The 25,425-nt window shown below is 68.2% G+C and carries 25 protein-coding genes and 1 tRNA gene; 12 read left to right on the top strand and 14 right to left on the bottom strand.

What is annotated here, in order from left to right; genetic code table 11:
* The first annotated feature begins 18 nt into the window (after positions 1 to 18).
* From ACJH7A_RS10060 to egtE, 6 genes are all read left to right on the top strand, one after another.
* Positions 19 to 663: a sensor domain-containing protein gene (locus tag ACJH7A_RS10060; protein WP_406801868.1), complete on the top strand. Its 645-nt coding sequence runs from the start codon at positions 19 to 21 to the stop codon at positions 661 to 663.
* 182 nt (positions 664 to 845) lie between these two features.
* Complete coding sequence (egtA, locus tag ACJH7A_RS10055) at positions 846 to 2,132, top strand: ergothioneine biosynthesis glutamate--cysteine ligase EgtA (RefSeq protein WP_406801867.1); 1,287 nt, start codon at positions 846 to 848, stop codon at positions 2,130 to 2,132.
* Positions 2,129 to 3,436, top strand: coding sequence for an ergothioneine biosynthesis protein EgtB (gene egtB, locus ACJH7A_RS10050; protein WP_406801866.1), 1,308 nt, complete (start codon positions 2,129 to 2,131; stop codon positions 3,434 to 3,436). The genes egtA and egtB overlap by 4 nt, the downstream gene beginning before the upstream one ends.
* Positions 3,436 to 4,119: an ergothioneine biosynthesis protein EgtC gene (gene egtC / locus ACJH7A_RS10045; protein WP_212807352.1), complete on the top strand. Its 684-nt coding sequence runs from the start codon at positions 3,436 to 3,438 to the stop codon at positions 4,117 to 4,119. The genes egtB and egtC overlap by 1 nt, the downstream gene beginning before the upstream one ends.
* Positions 4,120 to 4,134: 15 nt before the next feature.
* Entirely contained in the window at positions 4,135 to 5,130 is a 996-nt protein-coding gene (gene egtD, locus ACJH7A_RS10040; protein ID WP_212807351.1) for an L-histidine N(alpha)-methyltransferase, read from the top strand.
* Positions 5,127 to 6,260, top strand: a complete 1,134-nt coding sequence (gene egtE, locus ACJH7A_RS10035; protein WP_212807350.1) for an ergothioneine biosynthesis PLP-dependent enzyme EgtE — start codon at positions 5,127 to 5,129, stop codon at positions 6,258 to 6,260. The genes egtD and egtE overlap by 4 nt, the downstream gene beginning before the upstream one ends.
* 3 nt (positions 6,261 to 6,263) lie before the next feature.
* Here the strand turns inward: egtE and ACJH7A_RS10030 are convergent, their stop codons facing one another.
* Genes ACJH7A_RS10030 through ACJH7A_RS10015 form a run of 4 tightly spaced genes read right to left on the bottom strand, consistent with a single transcriptional unit; the run spans position 6,264 to position 9,385 of the window.
* Complete coding sequence (locus tag ACJH7A_RS10030; RefSeq protein ID WP_406801865.1) at positions 6,264 to 6,959, bottom strand: class I SAM-dependent methyltransferase; 696 nt, start codon at positions 6,957 to 6,959, stop codon at positions 6,264 to 6,266.
* A 9-nt stretch (positions 6,960 to 6,968) separates the two neighbouring features.
* Positions 6,969 to 7,715 carry a class I SAM-dependent methyltransferase gene (locus ACJH7A_RS10025; protein WP_406801864.1) on the bottom strand — a complete coding sequence of 249 codons (747 nt, stop codon included), beginning with the start codon at positions 7,713 to 7,715 and terminating at the stop codon, positions 6,969 to 6,971.
* Positions 7,712 to 8,581, bottom strand: coding sequence for an oxidoreductase (locus ACJH7A_RS10020; RefSeq protein WP_406801863.1), 870 nt, complete (start codon positions 8,579 to 8,581; stop codon positions 7,712 to 7,714). Before ACJH7A_RS10020 ends, ACJH7A_RS10025 begins: the two co-directional genes overlap by 4 nt.
* A 15-nt stretch (positions 8,582 to 8,596) precedes the next feature.
* The gene (locus ACJH7A_RS10015) at positions 8,597 to 9,385 is read right to left on the bottom strand and encodes a PadR family transcriptional regulator (protein WP_406801862.1); all 789 of its coding nucleotides are present in this window, start codon (positions 9,383 to 9,385) and stop codon (positions 8,597 to 8,599) included.
* 143 nt (positions 9,386 to 9,528) lie between these two features.
* Here ACJH7A_RS10015 and ACJH7A_RS10010 point away from each other — a divergent pair, with 143 nt between their 5' ends.
* Both ACJH7A_RS10010 and ACJH7A_RS10005 read left to right on the top strand, forming a co-directional pair.
* Positions 9,529 to 10,677: a cation:proton antiporter gene (locus ACJH7A_RS10010; RefSeq protein ID WP_406801861.1), complete on the top strand. Its 1,149-nt coding sequence runs from the start codon at positions 9,529 to 9,531 to the stop codon at positions 10,675 to 10,677.
* Positions 10,678 to 11,169: 492 nt separating this feature from the next.
* Positions 11,170 to 12,441, top strand: a complete 1,272-nt coding sequence (locus ACJH7A_RS10005) for a hypothetical protein (RefSeq protein ID WP_346415096.1) — start codon at positions 11,170 to 11,172, stop codon at positions 12,439 to 12,441.
* Positions 12,442 to 12,501: 60 nt separating this feature from the next.
* Here ACJH7A_RS10005 and lfrA read toward each other — a convergent pair whose 3' ends face one another.
* The 6 genes from lfrA to ponA2 all read right to left on the bottom strand — a co-directional run bounded on the left by lfrA (position 12,502) and on the right by ponA2 (position 19,788).
* Entirely contained in the window at positions 12,502 to 14,022 is a 1,521-nt protein-coding gene (gene lfrA / locus ACJH7A_RS10000; protein ID WP_406801860.1) for an efflux MFS transporter LfrA, read from the bottom strand.
* Between the two features lie 83 nt (positions 14,023 to 14,105).
* On the bottom strand, positions 14,106 to 14,681 hold the full coding sequence (locus tag ACJH7A_RS09995; RefSeq protein ID WP_318985371.1) for a TetR/AcrR family transcriptional regulator: 576 nt from the start codon (positions 14,679 to 14,681) through the stop codon (positions 14,106 to 14,108).
* 150 nt (positions 14,682 to 14,831) lie between these two features.
* A tRNA-Pro gene (locus tag ACJH7A_RS09990) sits at positions 14,832 to 14,905 on the bottom strand.
* A gap of 296 nt (positions 14,906 to 15,201) precedes the next feature.
* On the bottom strand, positions 15,202 to 16,302 hold the full coding sequence (locus tag ACJH7A_RS09985) for a PLP-dependent cysteine synthase family protein (RefSeq protein WP_318985372.1): 1,101 nt from the start codon (positions 16,300 to 16,302) through the stop codon (positions 15,202 to 15,204).
* Positions 16,299 to 17,249 carry a metallophosphoesterase gene (locus ACJH7A_RS09980; RefSeq protein WP_212807341.1) on the bottom strand — a complete coding sequence of 317 codons (951 nt, stop codon included), beginning with the start codon at positions 17,247 to 17,249 and terminating at the stop codon, positions 16,299 to 16,301. The genes ACJH7A_RS09985 and ACJH7A_RS09980 overlap by 4 nt, the downstream gene beginning before the upstream one ends.
* A 103-nt stretch (positions 17,250 to 17,352) precedes the next feature.
* Positions 17,353 to 19,788: a transglycosylase/D,D-transpeptidase PonA2 gene (gene ponA2 / locus ACJH7A_RS09975; RefSeq protein WP_406801859.1), complete on the bottom strand. Its 2,436-nt coding sequence runs from the start codon at positions 19,786 to 19,788 to the stop codon at positions 17,353 to 17,355.
* Between the two features lie 341 nt (positions 19,789 to 20,129).
* On the opposite strand from ponA2, the gene ACJH7A_RS09970 reads away from it, so the two are divergent.
* Complete coding sequence (locus ACJH7A_RS09970) at positions 20,130 to 20,435, top strand: WhiB family transcriptional regulator (protein WP_020100988.1); 306 nt, start codon at positions 20,130 to 20,132, stop codon at positions 20,433 to 20,435.
* A gap of 72 nt (positions 20,436 to 20,507) precedes the next feature.
* Here ACJH7A_RS09970 and ACJH7A_RS09965 read toward each other — a convergent pair whose 3' ends face one another.
* Positions 20,508 to 21,644: an ArsA family ATPase gene (locus ACJH7A_RS09965; RefSeq protein ID WP_406801858.1), complete on the bottom strand. Its 1,137-nt coding sequence runs from the start codon at positions 21,642 to 21,644 to the stop codon at positions 20,508 to 20,510.
* A complete protein-coding gene (locus ACJH7A_RS09960; RefSeq protein ID WP_406801857.1) occupies positions 21,641 to 22,681 on the bottom strand; it encodes an ArsA-related P-loop ATPase in 1,041 nt (346 codons plus the stop codon). Before ACJH7A_RS09960 ends, ACJH7A_RS09965 begins: the two co-directional genes overlap by 4 nt.
* A 48-nt stretch (positions 22,682 to 22,729) precedes the next feature.
* On the opposite strand from ACJH7A_RS09960, the gene ACJH7A_RS09955 reads away from it, so the two are divergent.
* From ACJH7A_RS09955 to ACJH7A_RS09945, 3 genes are read left to right on the top strand one after another with little or no spacing between them, the layout of a single operon-like run.
* On the top strand, positions 22,730 to 22,891 hold the full coding sequence (locus ACJH7A_RS09955; RefSeq protein WP_090562576.1) for a DUF4177 domain-containing protein: 162 nt from the start codon (positions 22,730 to 22,732) through the stop codon (positions 22,889 to 22,891).
* Positions 22,888 to 23,343: a RidA family protein gene (locus tag ACJH7A_RS09950; protein WP_133426321.1), complete on the top strand. Its 456-nt coding sequence runs from the start codon at positions 22,888 to 22,890 to the stop codon at positions 23,341 to 23,343. The genes ACJH7A_RS09955 and ACJH7A_RS09950 overlap by 4 nt, the downstream gene beginning before the upstream one ends.
* Positions 23,340 to 24,113, top strand: a complete 774-nt coding sequence (locus tag ACJH7A_RS09945; protein WP_133426322.1) for an MBL fold metallo-hydrolase — start codon at positions 23,340 to 23,342, stop codon at positions 24,111 to 24,113. The genes ACJH7A_RS09950 and ACJH7A_RS09945 overlap by 4 nt, the downstream gene beginning before the upstream one ends.
* 58 nt (positions 24,114 to 24,171) lie before the next feature.
* Here the strand turns inward: ACJH7A_RS09945 and crp are convergent, their stop codons facing one another.
* Positions 24,172 to 24,846 carry a cAMP-activated global transcriptional regulator CRP gene (gene crp / locus ACJH7A_RS09940; RefSeq protein WP_133426323.1) on the bottom strand — a complete coding sequence of 225 codons (675 nt, stop codon included), beginning with the start codon at positions 24,844 to 24,846 and terminating at the stop codon, positions 24,172 to 24,174.
* A gap of 103 nt (positions 24,847 to 24,949) precedes the next feature.
* Positions 24,950 to 25,261 carry a hypothetical protein gene (locus ACJH7A_RS09935; RefSeq protein ID WP_135355510.1) on the bottom strand — a complete coding sequence of 104 codons (312 nt, stop codon included), beginning with the start codon at positions 25,259 to 25,261 and terminating at the stop codon, positions 24,950 to 24,952.
* Positions 25,262 to 25,425 lie beyond the last annotated feature (164 nt).

The following is a 25,425-nucleotide window of genomic DNA, read 5'->3' as shown; positions in this document are numbered from 1 at the left end:
ACTGGCATCATCGAAGCCATGACTGCGCGCCCGATCTGGTTCACAGCCTGCGTCACCGCGGCCCTGGCCCTGGCGCCGGCCGCTGCCGCCAGGCCGTCGGACCCGGGTGTGGTGTCGTACGCCGTACTGGGCAAGGGATCCGTGGGCAATGTGGTCGGCGCACCGATGGGCTGGGAGTCCACCTTCACCGCGCCGTTCCAGGGCTTCTTCGTCGATCTCCCGGCGTGCAACAACTGGGCCGACATCGGACTGCCCGAGGTGTACGGCGACCCGGACCTGGCGTCGTTCAACGGCGCCGTGGCGCAGACGACGGCCACCGATGACAGCCACGCGGCCAAGCAGGTGGTGGGTGTATTCGCGACCGCCGAGGCCGCGTCACGGGCGTTCCACCGGGTCGTCGACCGGACCGCCGGCTGCTCGGGCCAGACCACCGCGATGCACCTCGAGGACGGCCGGACCGAGGTGTGGAGCTTCGCGGGCGCGCAGGCGGGCCCGGCGGACGAGGCGTGGGTCAAGCAGGAAGCGGGCACCGATCGCCGCTGTTTCGCGCAGACCCGGCTGCGGGAGAACGTTCTGCTGCAGGCGAAAGTCTGCCAATCCGGCAACGCCGGCCTCGCGGTCAACGTGCTGGCCGGAGCCATGCAGAACGCGTTGGGGCAATGACCATGTCCGGGGTGAGTCAGGCATCGCACATATATTGCGCAGATTTTTGTCGGTGCCTCATGGCATCGTCGGACGAACAGGTAATGCTCGGGACGCGTCTGACGGTGTAACGCAGACTTGGTCCGGGAACACCAACCAACGGATGCGGGGCCAGGCCCCCGGTCCCGGAAGGGGATGTTCAGATGGGCACCGCTACCGCCATGTGTCGTCCGCACGCCGAATACCCCGAGTTGTCGAGCGCGTACAGCGCCGCGCTGCTGGCCGGCGGCGGGTGTCTGCGGGACGGACCGGTGGGCCGCGTCGGCCTCGAACTCGAGGCGCACTGCTTCGACCTGTCCGACCTGACGCGGCGTCCCGGCTGGGATGAGCTCACGCAGGCCGTCGAGGCCGTTCCGCAGATGCCCGGTGGCAGCACGATCACCATGGAGCCCGGTGGCGCCATCGAACTGTCGGGTCCGCCGCTGGACGGCGCCGGGGCCGCCATCGCGGCGATGCAGGCCGATCAGGCCGTGCTCCGGGAGTCGTTGCGGCGCCGCGGTCTGGGGCTGCTGCAGGTCGGCGTGGACCCGCTCCGGCCACAGGCCCGGGTGAACCCCGGCGGCCGGTACCGGGCCATGGAGGCGTTCTTCGCGGCCGGCGGGACGGGTGCCGCCGGGGCCGCGATGATGACGTCGACCGCCTCGCTGCAGATCAATGTCGATGCCGGCCCGCGCGAGGGCTGGGCCGACCGCGTCCGGCTCGCCCACGCGCTCGGTCCCACCATGATCGCGGTGTCGGCGAGTTCGCCGATGCTGGGCGGCGAATTCACCGGATGGCAGAGCACGCGACAGCGGATCTGGGGCCAGCTGGACACCGCCCGCTGCGGGCCCGTTCTCGGTGCCAGCGGCGACGATCCGGCCAACGACTGGGCGCGCTACGCCCTCAAGGCGCCGGTGATGCTCGTGCACACGCCGGAGGCCGAAGCGGTCACCGAATGGGTGCCGTTCGCCGACTGGGCGGACGGGCGCACGCTGCTCGGTGGGCGCCGGCCGACCGAGGCCGACCTCGACTACCACCTGACGACGCTGTTCCCGCCGGTTCGGCCGCGGCGCTGGCTGGAGATCCGCTACCTCGACGCCGTGTCCGACGACCTGTGGCCGGCTGTCGTGTTCACCCTGGTGACGCTGCTGGACGACGCCGGGCTGTCGCAGATCGCTTGGGAAGCAACGGAATCGGTTGCCACCGCATGGGATCAGGCAGCGCGGGTGGGCCTGGCCGATACGCGGCTGCAGGCGGCCGCGGTGCGATGTGTGGAAGCGGCCGCCGAGGTCGCGCCGGCCGATGTGGCGGACTCGATGGACCGGCTGCTGCGGCAGGTGCGGCAAGGGCGCAGCGCGGCCGATGACTTCGCGGACCGGGTCGTCGCACACGGAATCGATTCGGCCATCACCGGGTTGGCATGTGATGACCGGCTGAAAGGTGGGGTGTGAGTACGCGCGAGCTGTTGGCCCGAGGGCTGACCAGGGCCCGGGACCGGACTCTGGCGCTCGTCGAGTTCGACGACGCCGAACTGCTGCGTCAGTACGACCCGCTGATGAGTCCGCTGGTGTGGGACCTCGCGCACATCGGTCAGCAGGAAGAACTGTGGCTGCTGCGCGGCGGCGACCTGAACCGTCCCGGCCTGCTGCCGCCCGACGTGGACGGTCTGTATGACGCGTTCGTGCATTCGCGCGCCAGCCGGGTGTCGTTGCCGCTGTTGCCGCCGACCGACGCACGCGCCTTCTGCCGCACCATCCGGTCCAAAGCCCTTGACGCCCTTGACCGGGCGCCGGACGAGGCCGCTGCCCAGTTTCCGTTCGCCCTGGTGATCAGCCACGAGAACCAGCACGACGAGACCATGCTGCAGGCCCTGAACCTGCGCAGCGGCCCGCCACTGTTGGGGCCGGGTGCCGTCCTGCCGCAGGGGCGGGATGGGGTCGCCGGCACCTCGGTGCTGGTGCCCGGCGGTCCGTTCGTACTCGGTGTCGACGCGGCCGACGAACCTTTCGCGCTCGACAACGAAGGCCCGGCGCACGTCGTCGACGTGCCGTCGTTCCGGATCGGTCGGGTGCCCGTCACCAACGCCGAATGGCGCGAGTTCATCGCCGACGGTGGCTATCGGCAGAGCCGCTGGTGGTCGGCGGCCGGCTGGGCGCATCGGCAGCAGGCGGGTCTGGTGGCGCCGCAGTTCTGGAACGCCGACGGCACCACGCGGGTCCGGTTCGGGCATGTCGAGGAGCTGCCGCCCGACGAGCCCGTGCAGCACGTCAGCTTCTACGAAGCCGAGGCCTACGCCGCCTGGGCCGGGGCCCGGCTACCCACCGAGGTGGAGTGGGAGAAGGCCTGCGCGTGGGATCCCGCGACCGGACAACGTCGCCGATTCCCTTGGGGCGCCGCCGAACCCGATGCGCACCTCGCCAATCTCGGCGGCGACGCGCTGCGTCCCGCGCCCGCGGGGGCCTACCCGGAGGGTGCTTCGGCCTACGGTGTCGAGCAGCTGCTCGGCGATGTCTGGGAGTGGACCACGTCACCGCTGCGCCCGTGGCCGGGTTTCACGCCGATGGTCTACGACCGCTATTCGCAGCCTTTCTTCGAGGGCACCGGCAGCGGTGACTACCGGGTGCTGCGCGGCGGTTCCTGGGCCGTGGCCGGCGACATCCTGCGGCCCAGCTTCCGCAACTGGGACCACCCGATCCGTCGTCAGATCTTCTCCGGCGTGCGGCTGGCCTGGTCGGTTGACGAGGTGCGCGGCTGATGTGTCGTCATCTGGGCTGGCTCGGCAACCCCGTCTCGGTGTCGTCACTGATCCTGGAACCGGCGAACGGGCTTCTGGTGCAGTCCTATTCACCCCGACGGCAGAAGCACGGGTTGCTCAATGCCGACGGCTGGGGTGTCGGCTTCTTCGACGGCGCGACACCGCGGCGCTGGCGCAGCGCCGCGCCGTTGTGGGGCGATGCGTCGCTGGCATCGGTGGCGCCGGCGCTGCGCAGTGCGTGTGTGGTGGCCGCCGTCCGCTCGGCCACCGTCGGGATGCCCATCGAGCCGTCGGCGTCGGCGCCGTTCACCGACGGCGAGTGGCTGTTGTCGCACAACGGCATCGTCGACCGGGCAGTGCTGCCGGTGTCGCGGACCGCGGAATCGACGGTCGACAGCGCGATCCTGGCCGCGCACATCTTCGCCGAGGGACTGGACAGCCTGGGCGACACCGTGCGCCGGGTCGGGGAGTCCGATCCGGCGGCGCGGCTGAACATCCTGGCGGCCAATGGTTCCCGGATGCTGGCCACCGTGTGGGGCGACACGTTGTCGATACTGCGCCGGCCCGACGGGGTCGTGCTGGCCAGCGAGCCCTACGACGACCACCCCGACTGGCAGGACATCCCAGACCGTCACCTCGTCGAGGTGACGGCCGCCGGCGTAGCGATGACGCCGTTGACCTGAAGAAGAGGACCCACGATGACACCGAGCAAGACGGCACCGCTGCTGACCAACCATCTCGCCGCCGACTGGGCGCCCCGTGCGTTGCGGCGTGATGTCCGGGACGGCCTGTCGCAGTCGCCGAAATCGTTGCCGCCCAAGTGGTTCTACGATGCCGTCGGCAGTGACCTGTTCGATCAGATCACCCGCCTGCCCGAGTACTACCCGACACGCACCGAGGCGCACATCCTGCATGAGGCGGCGGCCGCCATTGTGGCGGCCTCCGGCGCGGACACCCTCGTCGAGCTCGGCAGCGGCACGTCGGAGAAGACGCGCATCCTGCTCGACGCGTTCCGGGACGCCGCGGCGCTGCGCCGGTTCGTGGCGTTCGACGTCGACGAGAACGTACTCAGCGCCGCGCTCACGCAGCTGTCCGACGAGTACGAGGGTGTCGAGATCAGCGGCGTGCGAGGTGATTTCGAGCAGCATCTGGGCGAACTGCCCGTGGTGGGCCGTCGGCTCATCGTGTTCCTCGGGTCGACGATCGGCAACCTGACGGCCGGCCCGCGGGCGGAGTTCCTCGAGAGCCTGGCCGCGGCGATGCGGCCGGGCGACACGCTGCTGCTCGGCACCGACCTGGTGAAGGACACCGCCCGGTTGGTGGCCGCCTACGACGACAGCGCCGGGGTCACCGCGCGGTTCAACCGCAACGTCCTGGCGGTGGTGAACCGGGAGCTGGATGCGGATTTCGATCTCGACCGCTTCGAACATGTGGCACGATGGAACACCGAGCACGAGCGTATCGAGATGTGGCTGAGGTCTGTTGCCGCGCAACAGGTTCAGATACGTGAGCTGGATCTGTCGGTGGAGTTCGAGGCGGGTGAGGAGATGTTGACCGAGGTGTCGTGCAAGTTCCGCCCCGAGGGCGTCGCGGCCGAGTTGGCGGCTGCCGGACTCCGGCAGACCGACTGGTGGACCGACCCCGCCGGGGATTTCGGGCTGTCACTGGCGGTCAAGCCGGACCTGCGGACGTGACCGGGGCCGATTCCGCCGTCGCGCGCCTGTGGCGCGCAGCCCGGCCCACACCGGCGGGCCTGCATCTCGACAACGCCGCGTGCTCGCGGCAGAGCTTCGCCGTCATCGACGCCGCGGCCCAGCATGCCCGGCTGGAAGCTCAGGTCGGCGGCTATGTCGCCGCAGAATCCGCGGAACCCGTGTTGGAGGGCGGACGGGCGGCCGTGGCCGCGCTGACCGGGATGGCCGCCGGCGACGTGGTGTTCACCACGGGTTCCAACAACGCGCTCAACCTCCTGCTCAGCAGTTGGGACGGCGACAAGACCATCGCCTGCCTGCCAGGCGAATACGGCCCCAATCTGGTGGTGATGGAAGCCAATGGATTCACCGTCCGGGAGCTGCCGGTTGACGGTCAGGGCCGCCTCGACGTCGAGGTGGCGGTCGCGCTGATGCAAGGTGACCCGCCGGCGCTGGCCCATTTGACGGCGCTCGGCAGTCACCGTGGGGTGGCCCAGCCGTTGTCCGAGTTCGTGGCGGCGTGCCATGCGATCGGGGTGCCGGTGGCGGTGGACGCCGCACAGGCGCTGGGCCATCTGGACTGTGCGGTGGCTCCCGACGTCATCTACGCGTCGTCGCGGAAATGGCTGGCCGGGCCGCGCGGGGTCGGCGTGCTGGCCATCAGTTCGTCTGTGTCGCACCGGCTTCGGCCGCGCATCCCGCTGCCGGAATGGGGGACGCCGCTACCGGTGCTGAAACGGCTTGACCTCGGTGAGGCCAATGTGGCTGCGCGCGTGGCCTTTTCGAAGGCCCTCGAAGAACATCTGGTGGCCGGGCCGGAACTGGTGCGGGCCCGACTGGCCGAGGTGGGGCGTCTGACCCGCACCGCGCTGGCCGGACTGCCCGGGTGGCGCGTGGTCGAGGACGTCGACGAGCCGACGGCCATCACCACGCTGGAGCCGACGCGCGGCGCCGACCCGAACTCGGTACGCACCAAGCTGATTACCGAGCACCATGTCGTCACGACCGTGGCCGGTATCGAGCGGGCGCCGTTCGAGATGAAGATCCCGGTGCTGCGGGTCTCGCCGCATGTCGACGTCACCGGCGACGAACTGGAGTCCTTCGCCGGTGCGCTGACTGCCGCGTCGACCTGACCGTCAGGCCTTGTGTGCCGTGAGCAGGAACGCCGGCATCTTCAGCCGGCCCTTCTCGTCGAGCGCGTGCGGCGGCATCTCGAGCGGCGGCTGCCCCGGCACCGATGGCGGCGCGACCATACCGGCGTGGATGAAGGCCGGCCGGATTTCGTCGATGGCCCAGTACTTGCCGACGGCTTCACGCAGCTCGTCCTCGGTGACCTCGTTGGGCTTCATCTCGGCCTCGGCCGGGAACGCGCCCTTGGCGAACACCAGGATGAAGTACTTGGCGCCCGGCGCGGCAGCGCGGAACACCGCCTGCTGGTAGGCGTCGCGGGCCTCGACCGGAATCGAGTGGAACAACGTCGAGTCCATGATGGTGTCGAATCGTCCGTCGAATCCGGTGAACGAGGTGATGTCGTCTTCGACGAATGTCGCGTTGGTCAGATTCCGTTCCGCGGCAGCCTGTTTCGCGGCGGCAACCGCGGTGGGGGAGAGTTCGATGCCCACGACGTTGTGGCCCGCGGCGGCCAGCGCGAGGGCCAGCTCTGCGTGGCCACAGCCCGCGTCGAGGACGTCACCGGTGACCTGACCGGCGTCGATCAGCGCGGCCAGTTCAGGCTGCGGCTCGCCGATGCTCCACGGCGGCGGACCGTCGAAACCGCCCTCCTGCCGGTAGACGCTGTCCCAATCCATCACTTCGTTCGACGAGTCGGTCATGCGTCCAACCTACGCGGGCGGCCGCCGGGTGGCGATGGCAATTTGCGGCGAGTACAGGCCGCTGCGCAGTTCGATGTCGACGCCCGCTGCGTCGGCCAATGCCCGCAGTGCGGACGGACTGTAGGCCCGCAGCGAGCTGATGACGCCGTCGTGCACGAACGGCACGAACGGGGCCAGCGGCAGCATGGCCGCCAGCCGCATCAGGTGCAATGGCGACGGTGGCCGGGGCAGGTCGATGATGAGCAGCTTGTCCGCCACCCGGGTGCCCTCGGCGAGCACCTGGACAGCGGCAGACGGCGGAAGATGGTGGAACGACAACGCGAAAACGGCCAGGGCATAAGCACTGTCGGCCGCGTCGATGGCCGTCGCGTCCATGCCGCGCACCGTCACCCGCGGATCGGAACCCAGGTCACCGGCGGTGATGGCCGCGACCGAGTCCGGCTCGAGGTCGGTGACCGTGAGGGTCGCCGTGGGGTGCATCTCCAGCACCTTCTTCGACAGACCCCCATGGCCCGCCCCCAGCTCGAGGATGCGGGGATCGGGAACCTCGGCGACTTCGTCCATGACGATGTAGGCGAAGCGCTCGTGGAGACCGAACCAATTGCCGGTGAGCTCCAGCGCGCGCACCACGCTGCGCTTGATCGCGGGGGCGATGTCGTCGCGGTCGAGGTATTCGGGTTGATCGGTCTGCAGCGCGCGATCGAGGCATGACGCCCGCGGGCCGCCGCGCGGCATGCGATCGATGTCGGCGCTCATCCGAGGGCCTCGGTCAACGTGGCGGGTACCTCGATGTCGGCCACCGCGCGGTTCTCCTCGAGATGCGCGACCGACGACGTGCCGGGGATGAGCAGCATGTTGGGTGCCGCGGCCAGGGTCCAGGCCAACGCGACCTGCGCGGGCGTCCGGCCGAGTTCGCTTGCCGTCTTGCGGATTTCGGGGTGGCCGAGCACCGGGTTCTCCGGATTGAACGCCGATCCCAGCGGGAAGAACGGGACGAACGCGATGCCGCGTGCGGTGCAGGCGTCCAGCACCGGCTGCGAGGATCGATCGAGGAGGTTGTAGGCGTTCTGCACGCACGCGATGTCGGTGCGCTGCAGCGCGATCTCGAGATGCTCGAGGGAGATGCTGCTGAGGCCGATGCCGTCGATCAGGCCCTCGTCGCGGGCGGCGATCATGGCCGTGAGCTGGCGGTCGAACAGGTCCCGGTCGACATCGCCGGGCGCACTGGGATCGCCGTCGGCGCCCATCACCCGCAGGTTCACCGCCGCGAGCCGGTCGGTGCCGAGGGTTTCCAGGTTCTGCTCGATCGCGGTCCGCAGTTCATCGGGCTGCTGTGCCGGCAGCCAGCCGCCGGTCTCGTCGCGGCGGGCACCGACCTTGCTGACCAGCGCGAGGCCCTGCGGATAGGGATGCAGGGCCTCGCGGATCAGCTGGTTGGCCACGTCCGGGCCGTAGTATTGCGCGGTGTCGATGTGGTTGACGCCGAGTTCCACCGCGCGTCGCAACACGGCGAGCGCCTGGTCGTGGTCACGTGGTGGGCCGAAAACGCCGGGCCCGGGCAGCTGCATGGCCCCGAATCCGATCCGGTGGACCTGGTACCGACCGAGCGCGTACGTCGTCATGCAGCCAGGCTAACGCTAGTCGGACTCGCCGAGAATCTGGTAGATCTCGCGGCGGGCGTTGTTCACGATGTCCAGGATGCGTTGCTGCTGTTCGGCATTCGCCGAGTGCACCGACTGTGCGACGGCGCCGAACAACTGCCCGAGCGCGTTGCGCAGGTTCAAGGCGGCCGGGTCGGCGCCTTCGGCGATCTCTTCCCACGGGGCGGTCTCGATGGCGTCGGCGGCGGTGCGGCCGTCCTCGGTCAGCTCGAAAGTCTTTTTGCTGCCATGACTTTCGGCGGGCTTGATCAGACCCTCGTCCTCCAGCAGTTGCAGGGTCGGGTAGATCGAGCCCGGGCTGGGCTTCCACAGACCGTCGCTGCGCGCGGCGATCTCCTGCGTCATCTCGTAGCCGTGCATCGGCCGCTCGGTGAGCAGCTTGAGGATCGCGGCCCGGACATCGCCGCGCCGGCTGCGACCACTGGCACGTCCGCGGCCACCGTGACGGCGCCCGCGGGGGCCGCCCGGTCCGAACGGGCCGGCGCCGAAGCCGGGGCCGAAGCCAGGTCCGAAACCGAAACCAGGGCCGAAGCCCGGCCCGAAGCCGAAGCCGCCTTCGCCGCGGTGATCCCGCACGTGGTCGCGGAACTGTTCGCGCATCTCGCGACGGGCTGCGCGGCGTTCGTCATGCCGAACGCGCCGGTCGGCGGGGCCGATGAACGGTGCGCGGTCGCCGGGAGTGAAGCCGAAGCCACCTCCGTGGGAGGGGCGATTGAAGGGGCCGCCGTCGAACGGGCGGCCGGGTGGGGTGAATGGGGTTTCCATAGATGTGTTCTCTCTTTCGGCGGGAGGCGCTCGATGCGCCTCCGATGCATTAACGATATATCGGAAACTATCGGTGCGCAACAGTCTGCTGAGAGTTGGCTGCGTCACGCGCCGACCGGAGCCTCCGCGTTTAGGGTGTGGCGATGGCGGGCGACTTCGGATTTCATGCCCTCGCGTTGGTGGCCGTCATCGGCCTCGTGGGGCCCTTGCTGGCGGCGGTGCCGAAGCTTCGGGTGCCCTTGATCGTCGGCGAACTCGCTGCCGGAATCGTCGTGGGGCGCACCGGTTTCGGCATCGTCGACGCGGACAACCCGACGTTCATGCTGCTGGCGGACATCGGCTTTGCACTGGTGATGTTCATCGTCGGGACCCATGTGCCGGTGCGCGACAGATCATTACGGGGCGACCTGCCCAGAGCGCTCTTGCGGGCGGTCGTGGTGGGCGCGTTCGCCGCGGTGTTGGGCGTGGTCGTCGCGCAACTGTTCGGCACGGGCCACGCCCCGTTGTACGCAGTCCTCATGGCGTCGTCCTCGGCGGCGCTCGCGCTGCCGGTCATCCAGTCGCTGGGGCTGACGGGACCGCCGGTGCTGTCGGTCACCGCCCAGATCGCGATTGCCGACGCCGCGTCGATCGTCCTGTTGCCGTTGGTCATCAATCCGGCGGGCGCCCCGCGCGCGGCGGTCGGAGTCCTGGCAATCGCCGCATGCACGGTCCTCCTGTACTTCTTCCTGCGGTATGAGGCCAAGCGTGGGTGGCTCAAGCGGATGCACAAGTACTCGCACAGTCGGCACCTGGCGCTCGAGCTGCGGATCAGCCTGATCGTGCTGTTCGGGTTGGCGGCGCTGGCGAAGTCGACGCACGTGTCGATCATGCTCGCGGGTTTTGCGCTGGGCCTTTGCCTTTCGGCGATCGGCGAGCCACGTCGACTGGCGCGCCAGCTGTTCGGCATCACCGAGGGGTTCTTCGCGCCGTTGTTCTTCGTCTGGCTCGGCGCCTCTTTGCAGGTACGGGAGCTGGGTGAGCATCCGGTCTTGATCGGGTTGGGTGTGGCACTGGGCGTGGGAGCGGTGCTCGCGCACCTCAGCGGCCGGCTCCTCGGCCAGCCGCTGTCGCTCGGGGTGCTGGCGGCTGCGCAATTGGGCGTGCCGGTGGCCGCCGCCACGCTGGGCACGCAACAGCAGCTGCTGAGTCCGGGCGAGCCGTCGGCGCTGATTCTCGGCGCGCTGCTGACCGTCGTGGCGACGTCCGTGGCCGGCGGGATCGCCCGGCGTCGGCAAACTGCGACGGCGTGAATTCCGCAGTCGCGTCCGGCCCGACGCACCGTCTCACCATGTGGACGCGCGGCCGGTGGAGTGCGCTCCGCGTGCGCCGTCCGCGGCTACGACTGACGCGCGCGCAAGTTATGCGTAGCGTAATTTGCTGAAACTGCAATTTTTCGACGCTTTCCATTTGCAGTGTGTTTTGTAAGCCACTCAATCCGTGGTGTGACGTGGGTCTCGTCATGCGATGAACAGCCCGAGTCGCGATTTGGGCGGTTCACCCCGACCAATTTGCTGTTTCGGTAGCGCAGCTAACTTGCTCGTCAGGGCAGCAATCTAACGGAATTGACAATTTCCTGACGGGTCGATTTTGGTTAGCTGGGAAATGTGTAGGTTCGTTAAAAATGCCTATCTACTAGGGGTAAATTTCTGCGCCACACGGGTGTCGCGATAACTGGGAGGACTCAAATGCAGCTCACAATGAAGCCGTATGTCACTGCGGGCATTGCCCTCGCAGGAGCGAGCGTGATTGCTGTGGCGCCGGTGGTGCCGCAGACCGAAACTCACTTGCCTGCGGTTTCGCACGTGCAGGTTTCCGATGTGCATCTGACGGCATTGGTCAACCCGATCGTGGCGCTGGGCAACATCTACAACGCGCTCGCCGAGACCGTCGGGCAAACCAGCTACATGGTGGAGACCAGCGTGAACCCGCTGGTGCGCCAGGTGGTGCTCGATGCGAACTACGGCGTGCAGCAGGGCATGCAGTTGATCGGCAACATCACCGGCGCGACGTTCACCCTCGGTGGCGCGTTGCCGGGAACCCTCGCCAACGTGCTGGGGAACCTCGGCACGCTCAACGTCAACGGCGCCATCGACTCGCTGGTGGGCGGGCTGCTTCCCGGCGGTCTGCAGTTGATCACGGGCATCAACGGGCCGGTGCAGAACATCCTGCAGCAACCGTTGGCCGTGGCGGAGGCCATGGTGCCCGCGGTGCTGGATTCGGTCACCGCTCTGGTCGCCGGCCTGGCCATCTCGACCGTCGGCATCGGCTGCGGCTCGTGCCTCGGAACCACGCCGGTGGTGCAGCAGGTGGTCAAGAGCGTGACGGGCATTCTGCAGTCGGTGCTGACCCTCAATCCGGGCACCATCTACAACGGCGTGCTCAACAATGTGGTGAGCCTCGTGCAGAACATTCAGAAGAATGTCACCGATTTTGAGACCGGCACCGTCCCGTACATCGTCAACCGGATCATCACGGCGCTGAACGTCAACCCGAACGCACCGGGCGGCGTCACCGTCCCCGTTGCCGCAACGACAACTGCCGCCCTGGCGGCGGCGCCGGCAGCCGAGACCTCGAAGACGGCCACGGAGTCCTCCGCCGCGGGAGCGGCTGACACGGCGACGACGACGAAGAAGGCGGCGGCGGCAACTTCGACCGAGACCGCCCCGGCGACCGACGCGGCGAAGGACGCCGACGTCAAGGCCGCGGATACCAAGGCTGCCGATACCAAGGCCGCTGACACCAAGGCCGCTGACACCAAGGCCGCCGACGCGAAGGACGCCGACGCCAAGGGTGCGACCAAGGATGCCGACACCAAGGCGACGGACACCAAGGGTGCCACCACGGATGCCGACACCGTGACGACGCCCAAGGACACCGCGCCCAAGACCAAGAAGGCGCAGAACCCCGTGTCCAAGGTCGCGAAGTCGATCGCAGGCGCCATCAAGGGTGCCACCAAGGCACCGAAGGCCCCGAAGGCGCCCAAGGCGTCCAAGGGCGATTCCGGTAGCAAGTAACTCACTACGCGACTGTGGCCCCACCGCCGAAAGGCGATGGGGCCACAGTGCATTCAGCGTCTACTGCCGGCCGCGGAAGGCGGCGGCCACGATTGCCGCGGCGATCAGAACCAGCGTCGCGGCTGTCGCCGCAGTGGCGCCGATCCCCGAATCGAAGGCGACGCGCGCCGACTCCATCAGGTGGTTGCCGAGCTCGGTCGGCAGGGTCCGAGCCACCGAGATGGCGCCGCCGATGCTCTCGCCGGCGTCGGCCGACTGGGCGGGCGACAGGGCGCCCGGCAGTTCGACGTTCGCGCGGTAGAACGCGGTGAACATGGTGCCCAGTCCGGCAGTGCCGATCACCGCGCCCAGCTCGTAGGCGGTCTCTGACACCGCGGACGCCGCGCCGGCCTTCTCCGACGGCACCGACGCCACGATGGTGTCGTTCGAGATCGTCTGCGACACACCGACACCCAGCTCCAGCACGGTGAACGACGCGATGACGCCGACCATCGTCAGGTCGTGACGGAACAGCACGATGAGCAGGAAGCCGGCGGCCACCAGCAGCAGACCGGTGACCATCAGCGTCTGCGGCGCGAACCGCTTGGTCAGCCGCACCACGGCGATGCCCGCGATGGTCGAGGCCGCCGCTCCCGGCAACATGACCAGCGCGGCGGTCAGCGGGGCCAGCCCGAGCACCAGCTGCAGGTGCTGCGACACGAAGAACAGGAACCCGATGAGGCCCACCATCGACAGGAAGTTCGCCAGGATCGACGCCGTGAACGGGCCGTTCCGGAACAGCCGCATGTCGAGAATCGGTGTGGCACTGCTGTTCTGCCGACGCACGAACCAGACGCCCGCAGCGACGCCCACGGCGACGGCCGCCAGCGTCACCGCCGAGATACCGTCGTGTGCGGAGGTCTTGATCGCCCACACGATCGGCAGCATGGCCACCAGTGACAGCAGCACGCTCAGCGCGTCGACCGGGCCCGGGTTCGGGTCCCGCGATTCCCGCACCAGCTTGGGCGCCAACACGAGCAGCGGCAGCAGGATCGGCACGGCGATCATGAAGACCGCGCCCCAGTGGAAGTGCTGCAGCAGCAGGCCGCCGACGATCGGGCCGAGGGCCGAGCCGGCCGCGAAGCACGACGCCCAGATGGCGATCGCGAGGCGGCGCGATGTGGCCTCGGTGAAGATGTTGCGGATCAGCGACAGCGTCGACGGCATCAGCATGGCGCCGAACACGGCGAGTGCGGCACGCGCGGCCACCAGGAAGCCGGCGCTGGGCGCGAACGCCGCGGCAGCCGAGATGACGGCGAACCCGACGGCGCCGATGAGCAACAGCCGGCGCCGGCCGAACCGGTCACCGAGGCTGCCCATGGTCACCAAAAGCGTTGCCAGCACGAGCGAATAGATGTCGACGAGCCACAACTGGGTGGCGGCCGACGGGCGGAAGTCCTCGGCGATGCGGGGCAGCGCGAAAGCCAGCACCGTGTTGTCGATGGAGACGAGCAGCACGGGCAGCATCAGCACTGCCAGCGCCCACCAATGACGTTGTGGGGTCCGGTTCGTCACCTCTTTGGTGACGAGACTGGTGGACATGAGAGCTCCTTAACTGTTCATGCGGCGGCTGTCCAAGCCGAAGTCAGCATGAAATATGTTGCGGTGAAACAAATTCAGGTGGATCAGGTTTGATCCGGGGTGATGGTGCCGGCCGTCAGGCTGGCCATGATGGCGTCGACGATCTCGACCCGCGGCGCGATGTTCCGGCGCAGTGCCTCATATCCGGCGTCGAGCAGGGCCCAGAAAACCAGGCGCGGCCACTCCGGTGGGCTGGTCTGCGGTCGTGCCGAAACCCGCGCCAGCACTTCGGCTATCGCCTCGTCGCCGGTATCGAGGATCGCGGACAACTCCGGATCAGCCACGATGGTCGGCTCGTTGTAGACGAAGGGCACGATGGGTCCGAGGTCCAGCTGGGATTCGACCACCCGGCGCAGCGCGGCGAGTGGGGGACCACAGGCCGGCTCGGCCTTGTCGATGGCGGCGTTGCACATGTCGTGCACATATAGGGCGACGGCGCGGATCAGCTCGGAGCGCTCGGGGAAGTACCGGTGCAGCGTGCTGCGGCCGACGTTCGCGGCGGTGGCGATGTCGGTCAAGGACGCCGCGGGGTTGGTCGCCAGGACGGCGGTGGCGGCATCGAGAATCGCCTTCCGGGTGCGCGACCGCACGCCAGTGTCGAACGATTTCAACTCAGCCATGCGTCAAAAATAGCACGATTGGCCGAAAATGGGACATTGATGTCCCAATGTGGGGCTGGTGAGGGTGATCACGTCGCAGGTGGGGGCCACCGACCCCGGAAACGAAGAAGGCCCCGACCAGATTTCCCTGGTCAGGGCCTTGCTCACTTGTCGGGGTGGCGGGATTCGAACCCACGACCTCTTCGTCCCGAACGAAGCGCGCTACCAAGCTGCGCCACACCCCGCGTGAAGCTTCGACAGCCTATCGCACGGGTGCCCTCAGAAGCCAAACGGCCCTCGTCAGGTGAGATAGCCGCTGGTGGGCGGGGCTAGCGGCGAAGATCACGTCCATTCGAGGGATGGATTTTTGCGCAACGTGCGTTAAAACGGGTAACTCTGATGAACGGCAACCGAACGCCAGAAAGCGAGGAACGAACATGACCGGCTTGGGAGCTTTGCTCTACTGCGGATTCTTCGGTCTCGCGGCGCTGTGGCTGTTCGCGACTTCTGACTACCGGGCGGCCTGGCTGGGCCGTCAGGATCACGCCCAGCGGCCGGAGCGCTCGAACTCCGTCAGTGCCGCCACGGCGTCGGCGGACTCGAGCCCGCGACTGTTGACCCACGCGTCGTCGAAGTAGGTGTCGGCATAGCGGTCGCCGCTGTCGGCCAGCAGCGTCACCACCGAACCACTACGGCCCTGCGCCACCATCTCGGCCAGGAGCCCGAACGCGCCCCAGATGTTCGTCCCCGTTGACGGACCCACCCGTCGTCCCAGCACCTTGCTCACGTGCCGTGCCGCGGCCACCGAGGCCGCGTCCGGCACGCACACCATGGCGTCCACGACGCCCGGCAGGAACGACGGCTCCACCCGCGGCCGGCCGATGCCCTCGATACGCGACGACGCCCCGGTGAACACCTCCCGGTCGCCCGTGGCCCACGACGGATAGAACGCCGAGTTCTCCGGGTCCACCACGCACAGCCGCGTGGCATGGCGCCGGTAGCGCAGGAACCGCCCGATCGTGGCGCTCGTACCGCCGGTGCCCGCCCCGACCACGATCCACTCCGGGATCGGGTGGGCCTCTTCACGCAGCTGCGAGAAGATCGACTCCGCGATGTTGTTGTTGCCCCGCCAGTCGGTGGCGCGCTCGGCGTTGGTGAACTGGTCGAGGTAGTGGCCGCCCGTCTCGCGCGCCAGACGCTCCGCCTCGTCGTACACCTGTGACGACTGTTCGACGAAATGGCAACGGCCACCCTGGTTTTCGATGAGCTCGATCTTGGCCGCGCTCGTCGACGACGGCATCACCGCGATGAACTCCAGCCCCAGCAGCGCCGCGAAATACGCCTCGGACACCGCGGTGGATCCGGACGACGCCTCGATGACCGTCGTGCGCGGGCCGATCCAGCCGTTGCACAACCCGTACAGGAACAGCGACCGGGCCAGCCGGTGCTTGAGGCTGCCGGTGATGTGCGTGCTCTCGTCCTTGAGATACAGCTGGACGTCGACGCTCGCGCTCCACGCGGCGGGCAGCGGATAACGCAGGAGATGGGTGTCGGCGCTGCGCCGGGCGTCGGCCTCGATGAGGCGGACGGCGTTGTCGACCCAGCCGCGGTCGACGCCGCGCGCCGCCACCGGCGCGGTCACCGCGCCGAGACGGCCGGCTGCGTCATGTCGGCGCCGATACCGGCGTGCCCGCCGCCTGTCGGGGCGGCCACCAGGGTCAGCAGCGTCACCTCGGGCCGGCAGCAGAAGCGCACCGGCGTGTACGGCGAGGTGCCCATGCCGGCCGACACGTGCAGCTGCGTGTGGGCGCCCCAGCGGGACGGGCCCTTTACCCGGGAGGTGTCGATGTCGCAGTTGGTCACCAGCGCGCCGTAGAACGGCACGCACAGCTGCCCGCCGTGCGTGTGGCCGGCCAGCACCAGCTGGTAGCCGTCCTCGGCGAAGCGGTCCAGCACGCGGGTGTACGGCGCATGGGTGACGCCCAGCGACAGGTTGGCGGCCGGGTTGGGCCGGCCGGCGATGGTGTCGTAGCGGTCGCGGTTCAGGTGCGGATCGTCGACGCCGGCGACGGCGATGAGCTGCCCGTTGACCTCGATCTCACGGCGGGTGTGCGTCATGTCCAGCCAGCCGCGCTCGGTGAACGCCGCGCGCAGGTCCTGCCACGGCAGCGGCCGCCCGGTGATCCGCTTGTGCTTGCTGAACAGGTAGTTGGCGGGGTTCTTCGGCTTCGGCGCGAAGTAGTCGTTGCTGCCGAACACGAACACCCCGGGCACCGCCAGCAGATCGCCCATCGCCTGCACCACCGCCGGCACCGACTTCGGGTGCGAGAGGTTGTCACCGGTGTTGACCACCAGATCGGGCTCCCAGCGGGCCAGCTCGCGCAGCCATGCCTGCTTGCGGCGCTGCGCCGGCATCATGTGCAGATCACTCAGATGCAGCACCCGCAGCGGCGACGATCCGGGTGTCAGCACCGGCATGGTGACCTCGCGGACCACGAACGCGTTGCGCTCGATGAGCGAGGCGTAGGCGAGGCCCGCGGCCAGGGTTCCGGCGACGGTGACGGCTGCGTTGCGGGCGATGGCAGACATGCAGGCAGCCTACTTGCTCAGCGCGGGGATTGGCCCGTTGTCGCTGGTCATCGTTAGAAAGCCCACAGGGTTGGCTTAGGTCGTTCTGAGGTTTCGGCCCGGCCTATGGGGGCGGGGGACCGAGGACCGGCACGGTGATGGGCGGCAGGCCCGGAATCTCCACGACCGTCGACCCGATCTGCACCGGCGGCAGGCCGTCGATGCCCGGAATCCCCACTGGCGGTGGTGGCGGAGGCGGCGGCGCGATGCCGTTGCTGACCTGGATCGTGATGATCGAGCCGGGGATGGTCTGACCCGACGGCGAGGTGCCGACGACCTGACCCGATGGCGCGGTGCTGTTGACCCACGACGGCTGCGCGGACAACTGGAAGCCGGCTTCCTTGATGCGGTTCTGCGCCAGGTCGAGGTCCATGCCCGCGACGCTCGGCACCTTGGAGCCCGGCCCACCGTCGACGTAGCGCGGGTCGGTCGGCGGCATCACCACGTTGGGCGGCGTGAACTGCTTCATCGCGGTGAACCACGTGCGGGCCGGCTCGTGGCCGCCGTAGAGGTCACCGCGGCCGCACTGGCGCAGCGGGTAGGAACACAGGTCCGACGGCGTGGTGGAGTCGTCGTAGATGTAGTTGGCGGCGGCGTAGGCACTGGTGAAGCCGAGGAACGCCGACGACCGGTGGGCCTCGGTGGTGCCCGTCTTTCCGGACATCGGGAACGTCCAGCCGACCGACTGCGCGGCGCCCGCGCCGGTACCGCTGACGGCGTCCTTGTTCATCGCGTTGGCCAGCGTGTTGGCAAGGCCCTCGGGCACCGCCTGCTCACAGGTCTGGGTGGTCACCGAGACCTCGTTGCCGTGCCGGTCGAACACCTTGTCCACCGGGTTGGGCGGGCACCAGGTGCCGCCCGACGCCAGCGTGGCCGCGACGTTCGACAGTTCGAGGGCGTTGACCTCGAACGGCCCAAGGGTGAACGAGCCGATGTTCTGCCGCTTGATGAAGTCGGCCAGGCTCTCGTTGCTGTTCGGGTCGTACGGGCGGGCGGTGCCCGGCGCCGCGTAGGACCGCAGTCCCAGCTTGACCGCCATGTCGACGGTCCGCGGGACGCCGATCTGTGAGATCAGCTTGGCGAAGCCGGTGTTGGGCGACGACGCCAGCGCGTCGGTGATGTTCATGCTGCCCCGGTAGCGGCCGTCGTTCTCGACGCACCACTTGTCCTTGGGGCAGCCCTTGGCGCCACCGCTGCCGAGGCCCTTGGCCTCGAACCGGCCGGGCACGTCGAGCTGCGCGTTGATGCCCATGCCCATGTCCATGGCGGCCGCCGTGGTGAACAGCTTGAAGATGGAGCCGGCGCCGTCACCCACCAATGAAAATGGTTGTGGCTGCATGGTTTCCCCGGCCGCGGTGTTCAGGCCGTAGGTCCGGTTGCTGGCCATCGCCACCACCTGGTGGTTGTCCTTGCCGGGACGGATGACGCTCATGACGCTGGCGATGCCGTCGATGGACGGGGACGCGATGCCGTCGATCGACGACTTGACCGAGTTCTGGATGTCCGGGTCGATGGTCGTGCGGATCAGGTAGCCGCCCTTGGCCACCTGGTCCTTGCTGATGCCGGCCTTCGACAGGTAGTCGAGCACGTAGTCGCAGAAGAAGGCGCGGTCGCCGGCGGCGATGCAGCCGCGGGGCAGCTGGTTGGGCTGCGGCAGGATGCCGAGCGGCTCGGCCTTGGCGGCGCGCAGGGCCTCGGCTTCCTGCGGGACGTTCTGGATCATGGTGTCCAGCACCAGGTTTCGACGTGCCAGGGCGCCGTCGGGGTTGACGTACGGATCCAGTCCGCTGGTCGACTGCACCATGCCGGCGAGCAGTGCGGCCTGCTGCCAGTTCAGCTGGTTGGCGTTGATGCCGAAGTACGTCTGGGCGGCATCCTGGATGCCGAACGCGCCGTTGCCGAACGACACCAGGTTGAGGTAGCGCGTCAGGATCTCGGACTTGGTGAACGTCTTGTCGAGGGTCAGCGCCATGCGGATTTCGCGCAGCTTGCGTGCCGGGGTGGTCTCGATGGCGGCCCGCCGTTCGGCGTCACTCTGCGCGACCACGAGCAGCTGGTAGTTCTTCACGTACTGCTGCTCGATGGTGGATCCACCGCGGGTATCGGCCGAACCCGACATGTAGCCGGACAGGCCCGTCAGGGTGCCCTTCCAGTCAACCCCGTTGTGCTCGGCAAACCGTTTGTCCTCGATCGAGACGATGGCCAGCTTCATGGTGTTGGCGATCTGATCGCTCGGCACCTCGAAACGGCGCTGCGAATACAGCCACGCGATGGGGTTGCCCTTGGCGTCCACCATGGTGGACACGGCGGGTGCGTCACCTTCGACGAGCTGGGCCGAACCGTTGGCCACGACGTCGGATGCCCGGTTGGACATCAGGCCGACACCCCCGATGAGCGGGAACATCATCGCGGCGAGCACCACGCTGGCGAGCAGAACGCACCACGTCATCTTGATGACGGTGACCGCGGTCGGCGGACGGTTCTGCGGTCGCTCGGGCATGGGGTACAGCCTAGCGACCGTGGTGGCCAGCAGCTGAGTGCTGGTCGATTACCACGTCCTTAGGGCATCTAGGGGGCTGCGACACGGGCAAAAATTAACGTTTGGACACACGTCCCAAAAAAGCGGCCCCAGACCCATTGCGCAATAGGCCCCTGACCACCTAACTTGAACACACAATGCGATCTAGGTAACACTACTAGCCGCAATGTGGCGTAGATCGCATCAGCGACCTACTCGGGAGGACTCGGCCGTCGGGAGACGGTGTGACGAAGGGATCGCTGGTGGCAGGTACACAGCCAGTAGTTCGCACGACAATCGCTCCCCAGGCCGGAAACGGCGCGATACAGGGCGTGGTCCAACCTGAAGCCGAAGCCCGCATCGCCTGGGTGTCCCAGGCCCGGTGCCGCCAGGCCGACCCGGATGAACTGTTCGTCCGCGGCGCCGCACAGCGCAAGGCCGCGGTCATCTGCCGGCATTGCCCGGTGATCGTCGAATGCGGTGCCGACGCCCTCGACAACCGGGTCGAGTTCGGCGTGTGGGGCGGCATGACCGAGCGTCAGCGCCGGGCCCTGCTCAAACAGCACCCCGAGGTGGTGTCCTGGGCCGAGTTCTTCGCGACCCAGCGCAAGCACCGCAACGCGGTCTGACAGACGTAGATACAGCTGTGCCCGGGATTTCCTAGGAAATCCCGGGCACAAGCATTTGAAAGCCGTTGTCTGTCAGGCTTTGACGACGTCGCCCGTGATCTGATCGGCGATGGCCCGCAGCGCCTCGAGATCGGACACCTCGAACGGCAGTGACGGCACCCCCACCAACGCCACGTGCGGGTTGGCCCCGGTGAACCGCGACAGCAGCCGCACCTCACGCTTGGAGATCACGGTGCGGTTCGCGTGGATCCGCAGGGTCGCCGCGGCCAGCGCATCGGTGTCCTGACCGGACTGCTCCAGCTTGCCGGCGGCCTCGTCGGCCGCATCGGCGGTCAGGTCATACAGCATCGGGTGGGTGCGGTTGAGGATCAGGCCGGCCAGTGGCATCTGCTCCTGCGACAGCCGGTCGACGAAGAACGACGCCTCACGCAGCGCGTCGGGCTCGGCAGCTGAAACGACGACGAACCGGGTACCCGGGCGCTTGAGCAGTTCGTAGGTGCGGTCGGCCTTCTCCCGGAACCCGCCGAACGTCGCGTCGAGCGACTGCACGAAACCGGCCGCGTCGGAGAGCATCTGCGAACCCAGCACGGTGGACAGCGCCTTCATCGCCAGGCCCATGGCCCCGGTGACCAGCCGGCCGATGCCGCGGCCCGGCCCGAGCAGCAGCCGCCACAGACGGCTGTCCATGAAGTTGCCCAGTCGCTTCGGCGCGTCCAGGAAGTCCAGCGCGTTGCGCGACGGCGGGGTGTCGACGACGACCAGATCCCACTTGTCCTCGGCCAGCAGCTGGCCGAGCTTCTCCATCGCCATGTACTCCTGCGTGCCCGAGAGCGACGTCGCGACGGTTTGGTAGAACTGGTTCTCCAAAATCGCGTCGGCCCGGTCCTCGCCGGAGTACTGCAGCACCATCTCGTCGAAGGTGCGGCGCATGTCGAGCATCATCGCGTAGAGCTCACCCGGCACCTCGGGAGCCAGCGGCACCCGCTGCGGGGTGTTGCCCAGGTCCTTGATGCCGAGGGCCTGTGCCAGGCGTTTGGCCGGGTCGATGGTCAGCACCACGACGGTGCGGCCGTACTCGGCGGCCCGCAGCGCCATCGCGGCGGCGGTGGTGGTCTTGCCGACGCCGCCCGCGCCGCAGCACACCACGACGCGGTTCGCTTTGTCCGACAGGATCGCGTGCATGTCCAACTTCAAGGGCTTGCCGCTCATTTGGTGCCAACCCCTTGCTGCTCGAGTGCTTCGGCGAGTTCGTACAGGCTGCCCAGGTCGACCCCGTCGGGCAGAGCGGGCAGTTCCAGGCGGGGCACTTCGAGGGCGTCGAGCGCCTCGGCGCTCTCGGCGCGCGCCATCATGCGTGTCGCGTGCTGGATGGTCTCGGTGAGCAGTCCGGCGAAGTCGGTGTCGGACAACGTGATTCCGGCGTCGGCCAGCCCGGCGCGCACGGCGTCGGCGTCGACGACGCCCTCGGCGGCCTTCGCCAGATCATCCTGCGACAGGTACGCCGGGATGTTGCGGTTGACGATGACGCTGCCGATCGGCAGGTCCAGCTCCCGCAGCTCTTCGATGGCTTCCAGGGTCTCCTGCACGGGCAGCGCCTCCAGCAGGGTGACCAGGTGGATGGCGGTGAGCTCCGAGTGCAGCAGCTTCACGACGCCGTCGGCCTGGGAATGCACGGGCCCGCCCTTGGCGAGATCCGAGACGGCCTTGGTGACGTCGAGGAAGCGCGAGATGCGGCCCGTCGGCGGGGCGTCGACCACGACGGCGTCATAGGGGCGCTGGCCCTTGAGTTCCTTGGCGGTCTTGCCGTTGCGGACCACGACCTCTTTGATCTTGCCGGTGAGCAGGACGTCACGCAGGCCGGGAGCGATCGTGGTGGCGAACTCGACCGCGCCGATGCGCTTCATGGCACGGCCGGCGATGCCGAGGTTGTAGAACATGTCCAGGTACTCCAGGAACGCGGCCTCGGTGTCGATGGCCAGCGCGTTCACCTGCCCGCCGCCTTCGGCGGTGGCGATCTTCTGCTCCCCGTACGGCAGCGGCGGCACGTCGAAAAGCTGCGCGATGCCCTGCCGCCCCTCGACCTCGACCAGCAGGACGCTGCGGCCGCCGGCCGCCAGCGCCAGCGCCAGCGCGGCGGCGACGGTGGTTTTGCCGGTACCGCCCTTGCCGGTGACGAAATGGAGGCGCGCCTGGTCCAGGCGCGCGGGCCAACCGGTGTGGGTTCGGCCCGTCGATTCGGAGGTCACCCCAGCATGTTAACCATGCGGTACCCCTCGGCCGATAAGCTCGGCGGCATGAGCGAACCGACCCGGTGGGAGTACGCCACCGTCCCGTTGCTGATCCACGCCACCAAGCAGATCCTGGACCAGTGGGGCCAGGACGGGTGGGAGCTGGTGTCGGTGCTGGCCAACCCGAGCGGTGAGCAGCACGTCGCATACCTGAAGCGGCCGAAGTGACCGTCTCCGACCGGTTGGCCGAGCTCGGCATCGAGCTGCCGGAAGTCGCCCAGCCCCTTGCCGCTTACGTCCCCGCCGTCCGTACCGGGAACCTCGTCTACACCTCGGGCCAGCTGCCCATGCAGGGCGGCCAGTTGCCGGCCGAGGGCAAGGTCGGCGGCGAGGTCAGTGCCGAGGACGGCAAGGCCCTGGCCCGGATCTGCGGCCTCAACGCGTTGGCTGCCGTGCACGCGCTGGTGGGTATCGACTCGGTGGTGCGGATCGTCAAGGTCGTCGGTTTCGTCGCCTCGGCACCGGGCTTCAACGGCCAGCCCGCGGTGATCAACGGCGCGTCCGAACTGATGGGCGAGGTGTTCGGCCCGGCCGGTGCGCACGCCCGCTCTGCCGTCGGGGTCTCGGAGTTGCCGTTGAATGCGCCGGTCGAGGTGGAGTTGATCGTCGAGGTCGTATGACGCATCCCGCGTATGGCGTGCTGCGGCCGGTCACGGAGGCCGCCTCGGTACTGCTGTGCGACAACCCGGGGATCATGACGCTCGACGGCACCAACACCTGGGTGCTGCGCGGGCGCGGTAGTGACGAGATGGTCGTCGTCGACCCGGGACCTGACGACGATGCGCACCTCGAGCGCATCGCAGCACTCGGCAAGATTCCGCTGGTGCTGATCAGTCACAAGCACGACGACCACACCGGCGGCATCGACAAGCTCGTCGGCATGACGGGTGCGGTGGTGCGCTCGGTCGGCAGCGGGTTCCTGCGAGGACTCGGCGGGCCGCTCACCGATGGCGAGGTGATCGACGCCGCGGGCCTGCGGATCACGGTCATGGCGACACCGGGGCACACCGCGGATTCGCTGTCGTTCGTCGTCGACGATGCCGTGCTGACCGCGGACACCGTGCTGGGTCGCGGCACCACCGTCATCGACAACGAGGACGGCAGCTTGCGCGACTACCTGGAATCGCTGCGGCGGCTGCAGGGCCTCGGGCAGCGGACCGTCCTGCCCGGCCATGGTCCCGATCTGGCCGACCTGTCGCAGGTGACGGCCATGTACCTCGCGCACCGCGAGGAACGGCTGGACCAGGTGCGCGGCGCCCTGAAAGTGCTCGGTGAAGAGGCCTCGGCGCGGCAGGTCGTCGAACACGTCTATACCGACGTCGACCAGAAGCTGTGGGACGCCGCCGAGAAATCGGTGCAGGCCCAGTTGGACTACCTGCGGACTGCTTGACCAGACCAGACAAAGATGCCCCCGACACGCCATGTGTGCGGGGGCATCTTCGTCAGTACTAGCGGGCTCGGCGGGCCAGCCGCTCGGAGTCGGAGATCAGCACGCTCTTGCCCTCCAGGCGGATCCAGCCGCGGTGCGCGAAGTCGGCGAGCGCCTTGTTCACGGTTTCGCGGGAGGCGCCGACCAGCTGGGCGATCTCTTCCTGCGTCAGGTCGTGGGTGACGCGCAGGGCGCCGCCCTCCTGGGTGCCGAAGCGCTGGGCCAGCTGCAGCAGCTGCTTGGCCACGCGACCGGGCACGTCGGTGAAGATCAGGTCGGCCAGGTTGTTGTTGGTGCGGCGCAAACGGCGGGCGAGCACGCGCAGCAGCTGCTCGGCGATCTCCGGGCGGTCCGCGACCCACGCCCGCAGCGCTTCACGGTCCATCGAGACCGCGCGCACCTCGGTGATGGTGATGGCGCTCGACGTCCGGGGACCCGGGTCGAAGATCGACAGCTCACCGAACATGTCCGACGGACCCATGATCGTCAGCAGGTTCTCCCGGCCGTCCGGCGACCGGCGGCCGATCTTCACCTTGCCGGAGATGATGATGTAGAGGCGGTCGCCGGGCTCGCCTTCGGCGAACACGGTGTGTCCGCGAGGAAAGTCGACAGGCTGCAGCTGTTTGGTCAGTGCGGATACCGCGGTGGGCTCGACACCCTGGAAGATTCCGGCCCTCGCCAGGATCTCGTCCACGTTGCTCCCTAAGGCTGGTGAGTGATAAAAAACGCGCGCAAGCTAGCCAGTGAACTGGTTAACAAAGTCAGTCTAGTGGTAAGCCGTTTCGCAACCAGCCACGCTACACACGATTCGCCTGGCGAGTCTCGCGAAATTGCGGATTGCTCGCATAGTGGGCATACGCGCGGCTGGGTAACTCGGGCTCACCGAAGGCGCCGAGCGGGTTGTCGCGCGTCGGCGACGGGGCCGCGAGGGCGCGCGGCTCCTCGAATCGGGGTGCCGATCGGTGCGGCAACGTACCGGCGGATGCGGATTGCTCCGACCAGGCGTTCTTGACCTTCTCGACGAAGGCTTTGACGTCTGCCGCGGTGTACGTCTCCTTGGACGTATCCAGCATCGCTTCGAGGCGGCTCAACCCGAAGGTTGCCAACATGAGCAACCCGGGAATGCACACCACGAGCAACCAGGACACACGCAGAAGTAAACACGCCGAATGTCTCAGGGTGATCACGAAACGACGCCGGTCAAAGTATCCTTACCGACTTCTCTCAGTACGCTTACCGGCGTGCCTGCGCGACGATCCACCGCAAAATACGA

It is taken from the genome of Mycobacterium sp. SMC-17 (assembly GCF_045310915.1).
GTDB lineage: Bacteria > Actinomycetota > Actinomycetes > Mycobacteriales > Mycobacteriaceae > Mycobacterium.
This window is presented reverse-complemented; position numbering and strand designations above follow the sequence as displayed.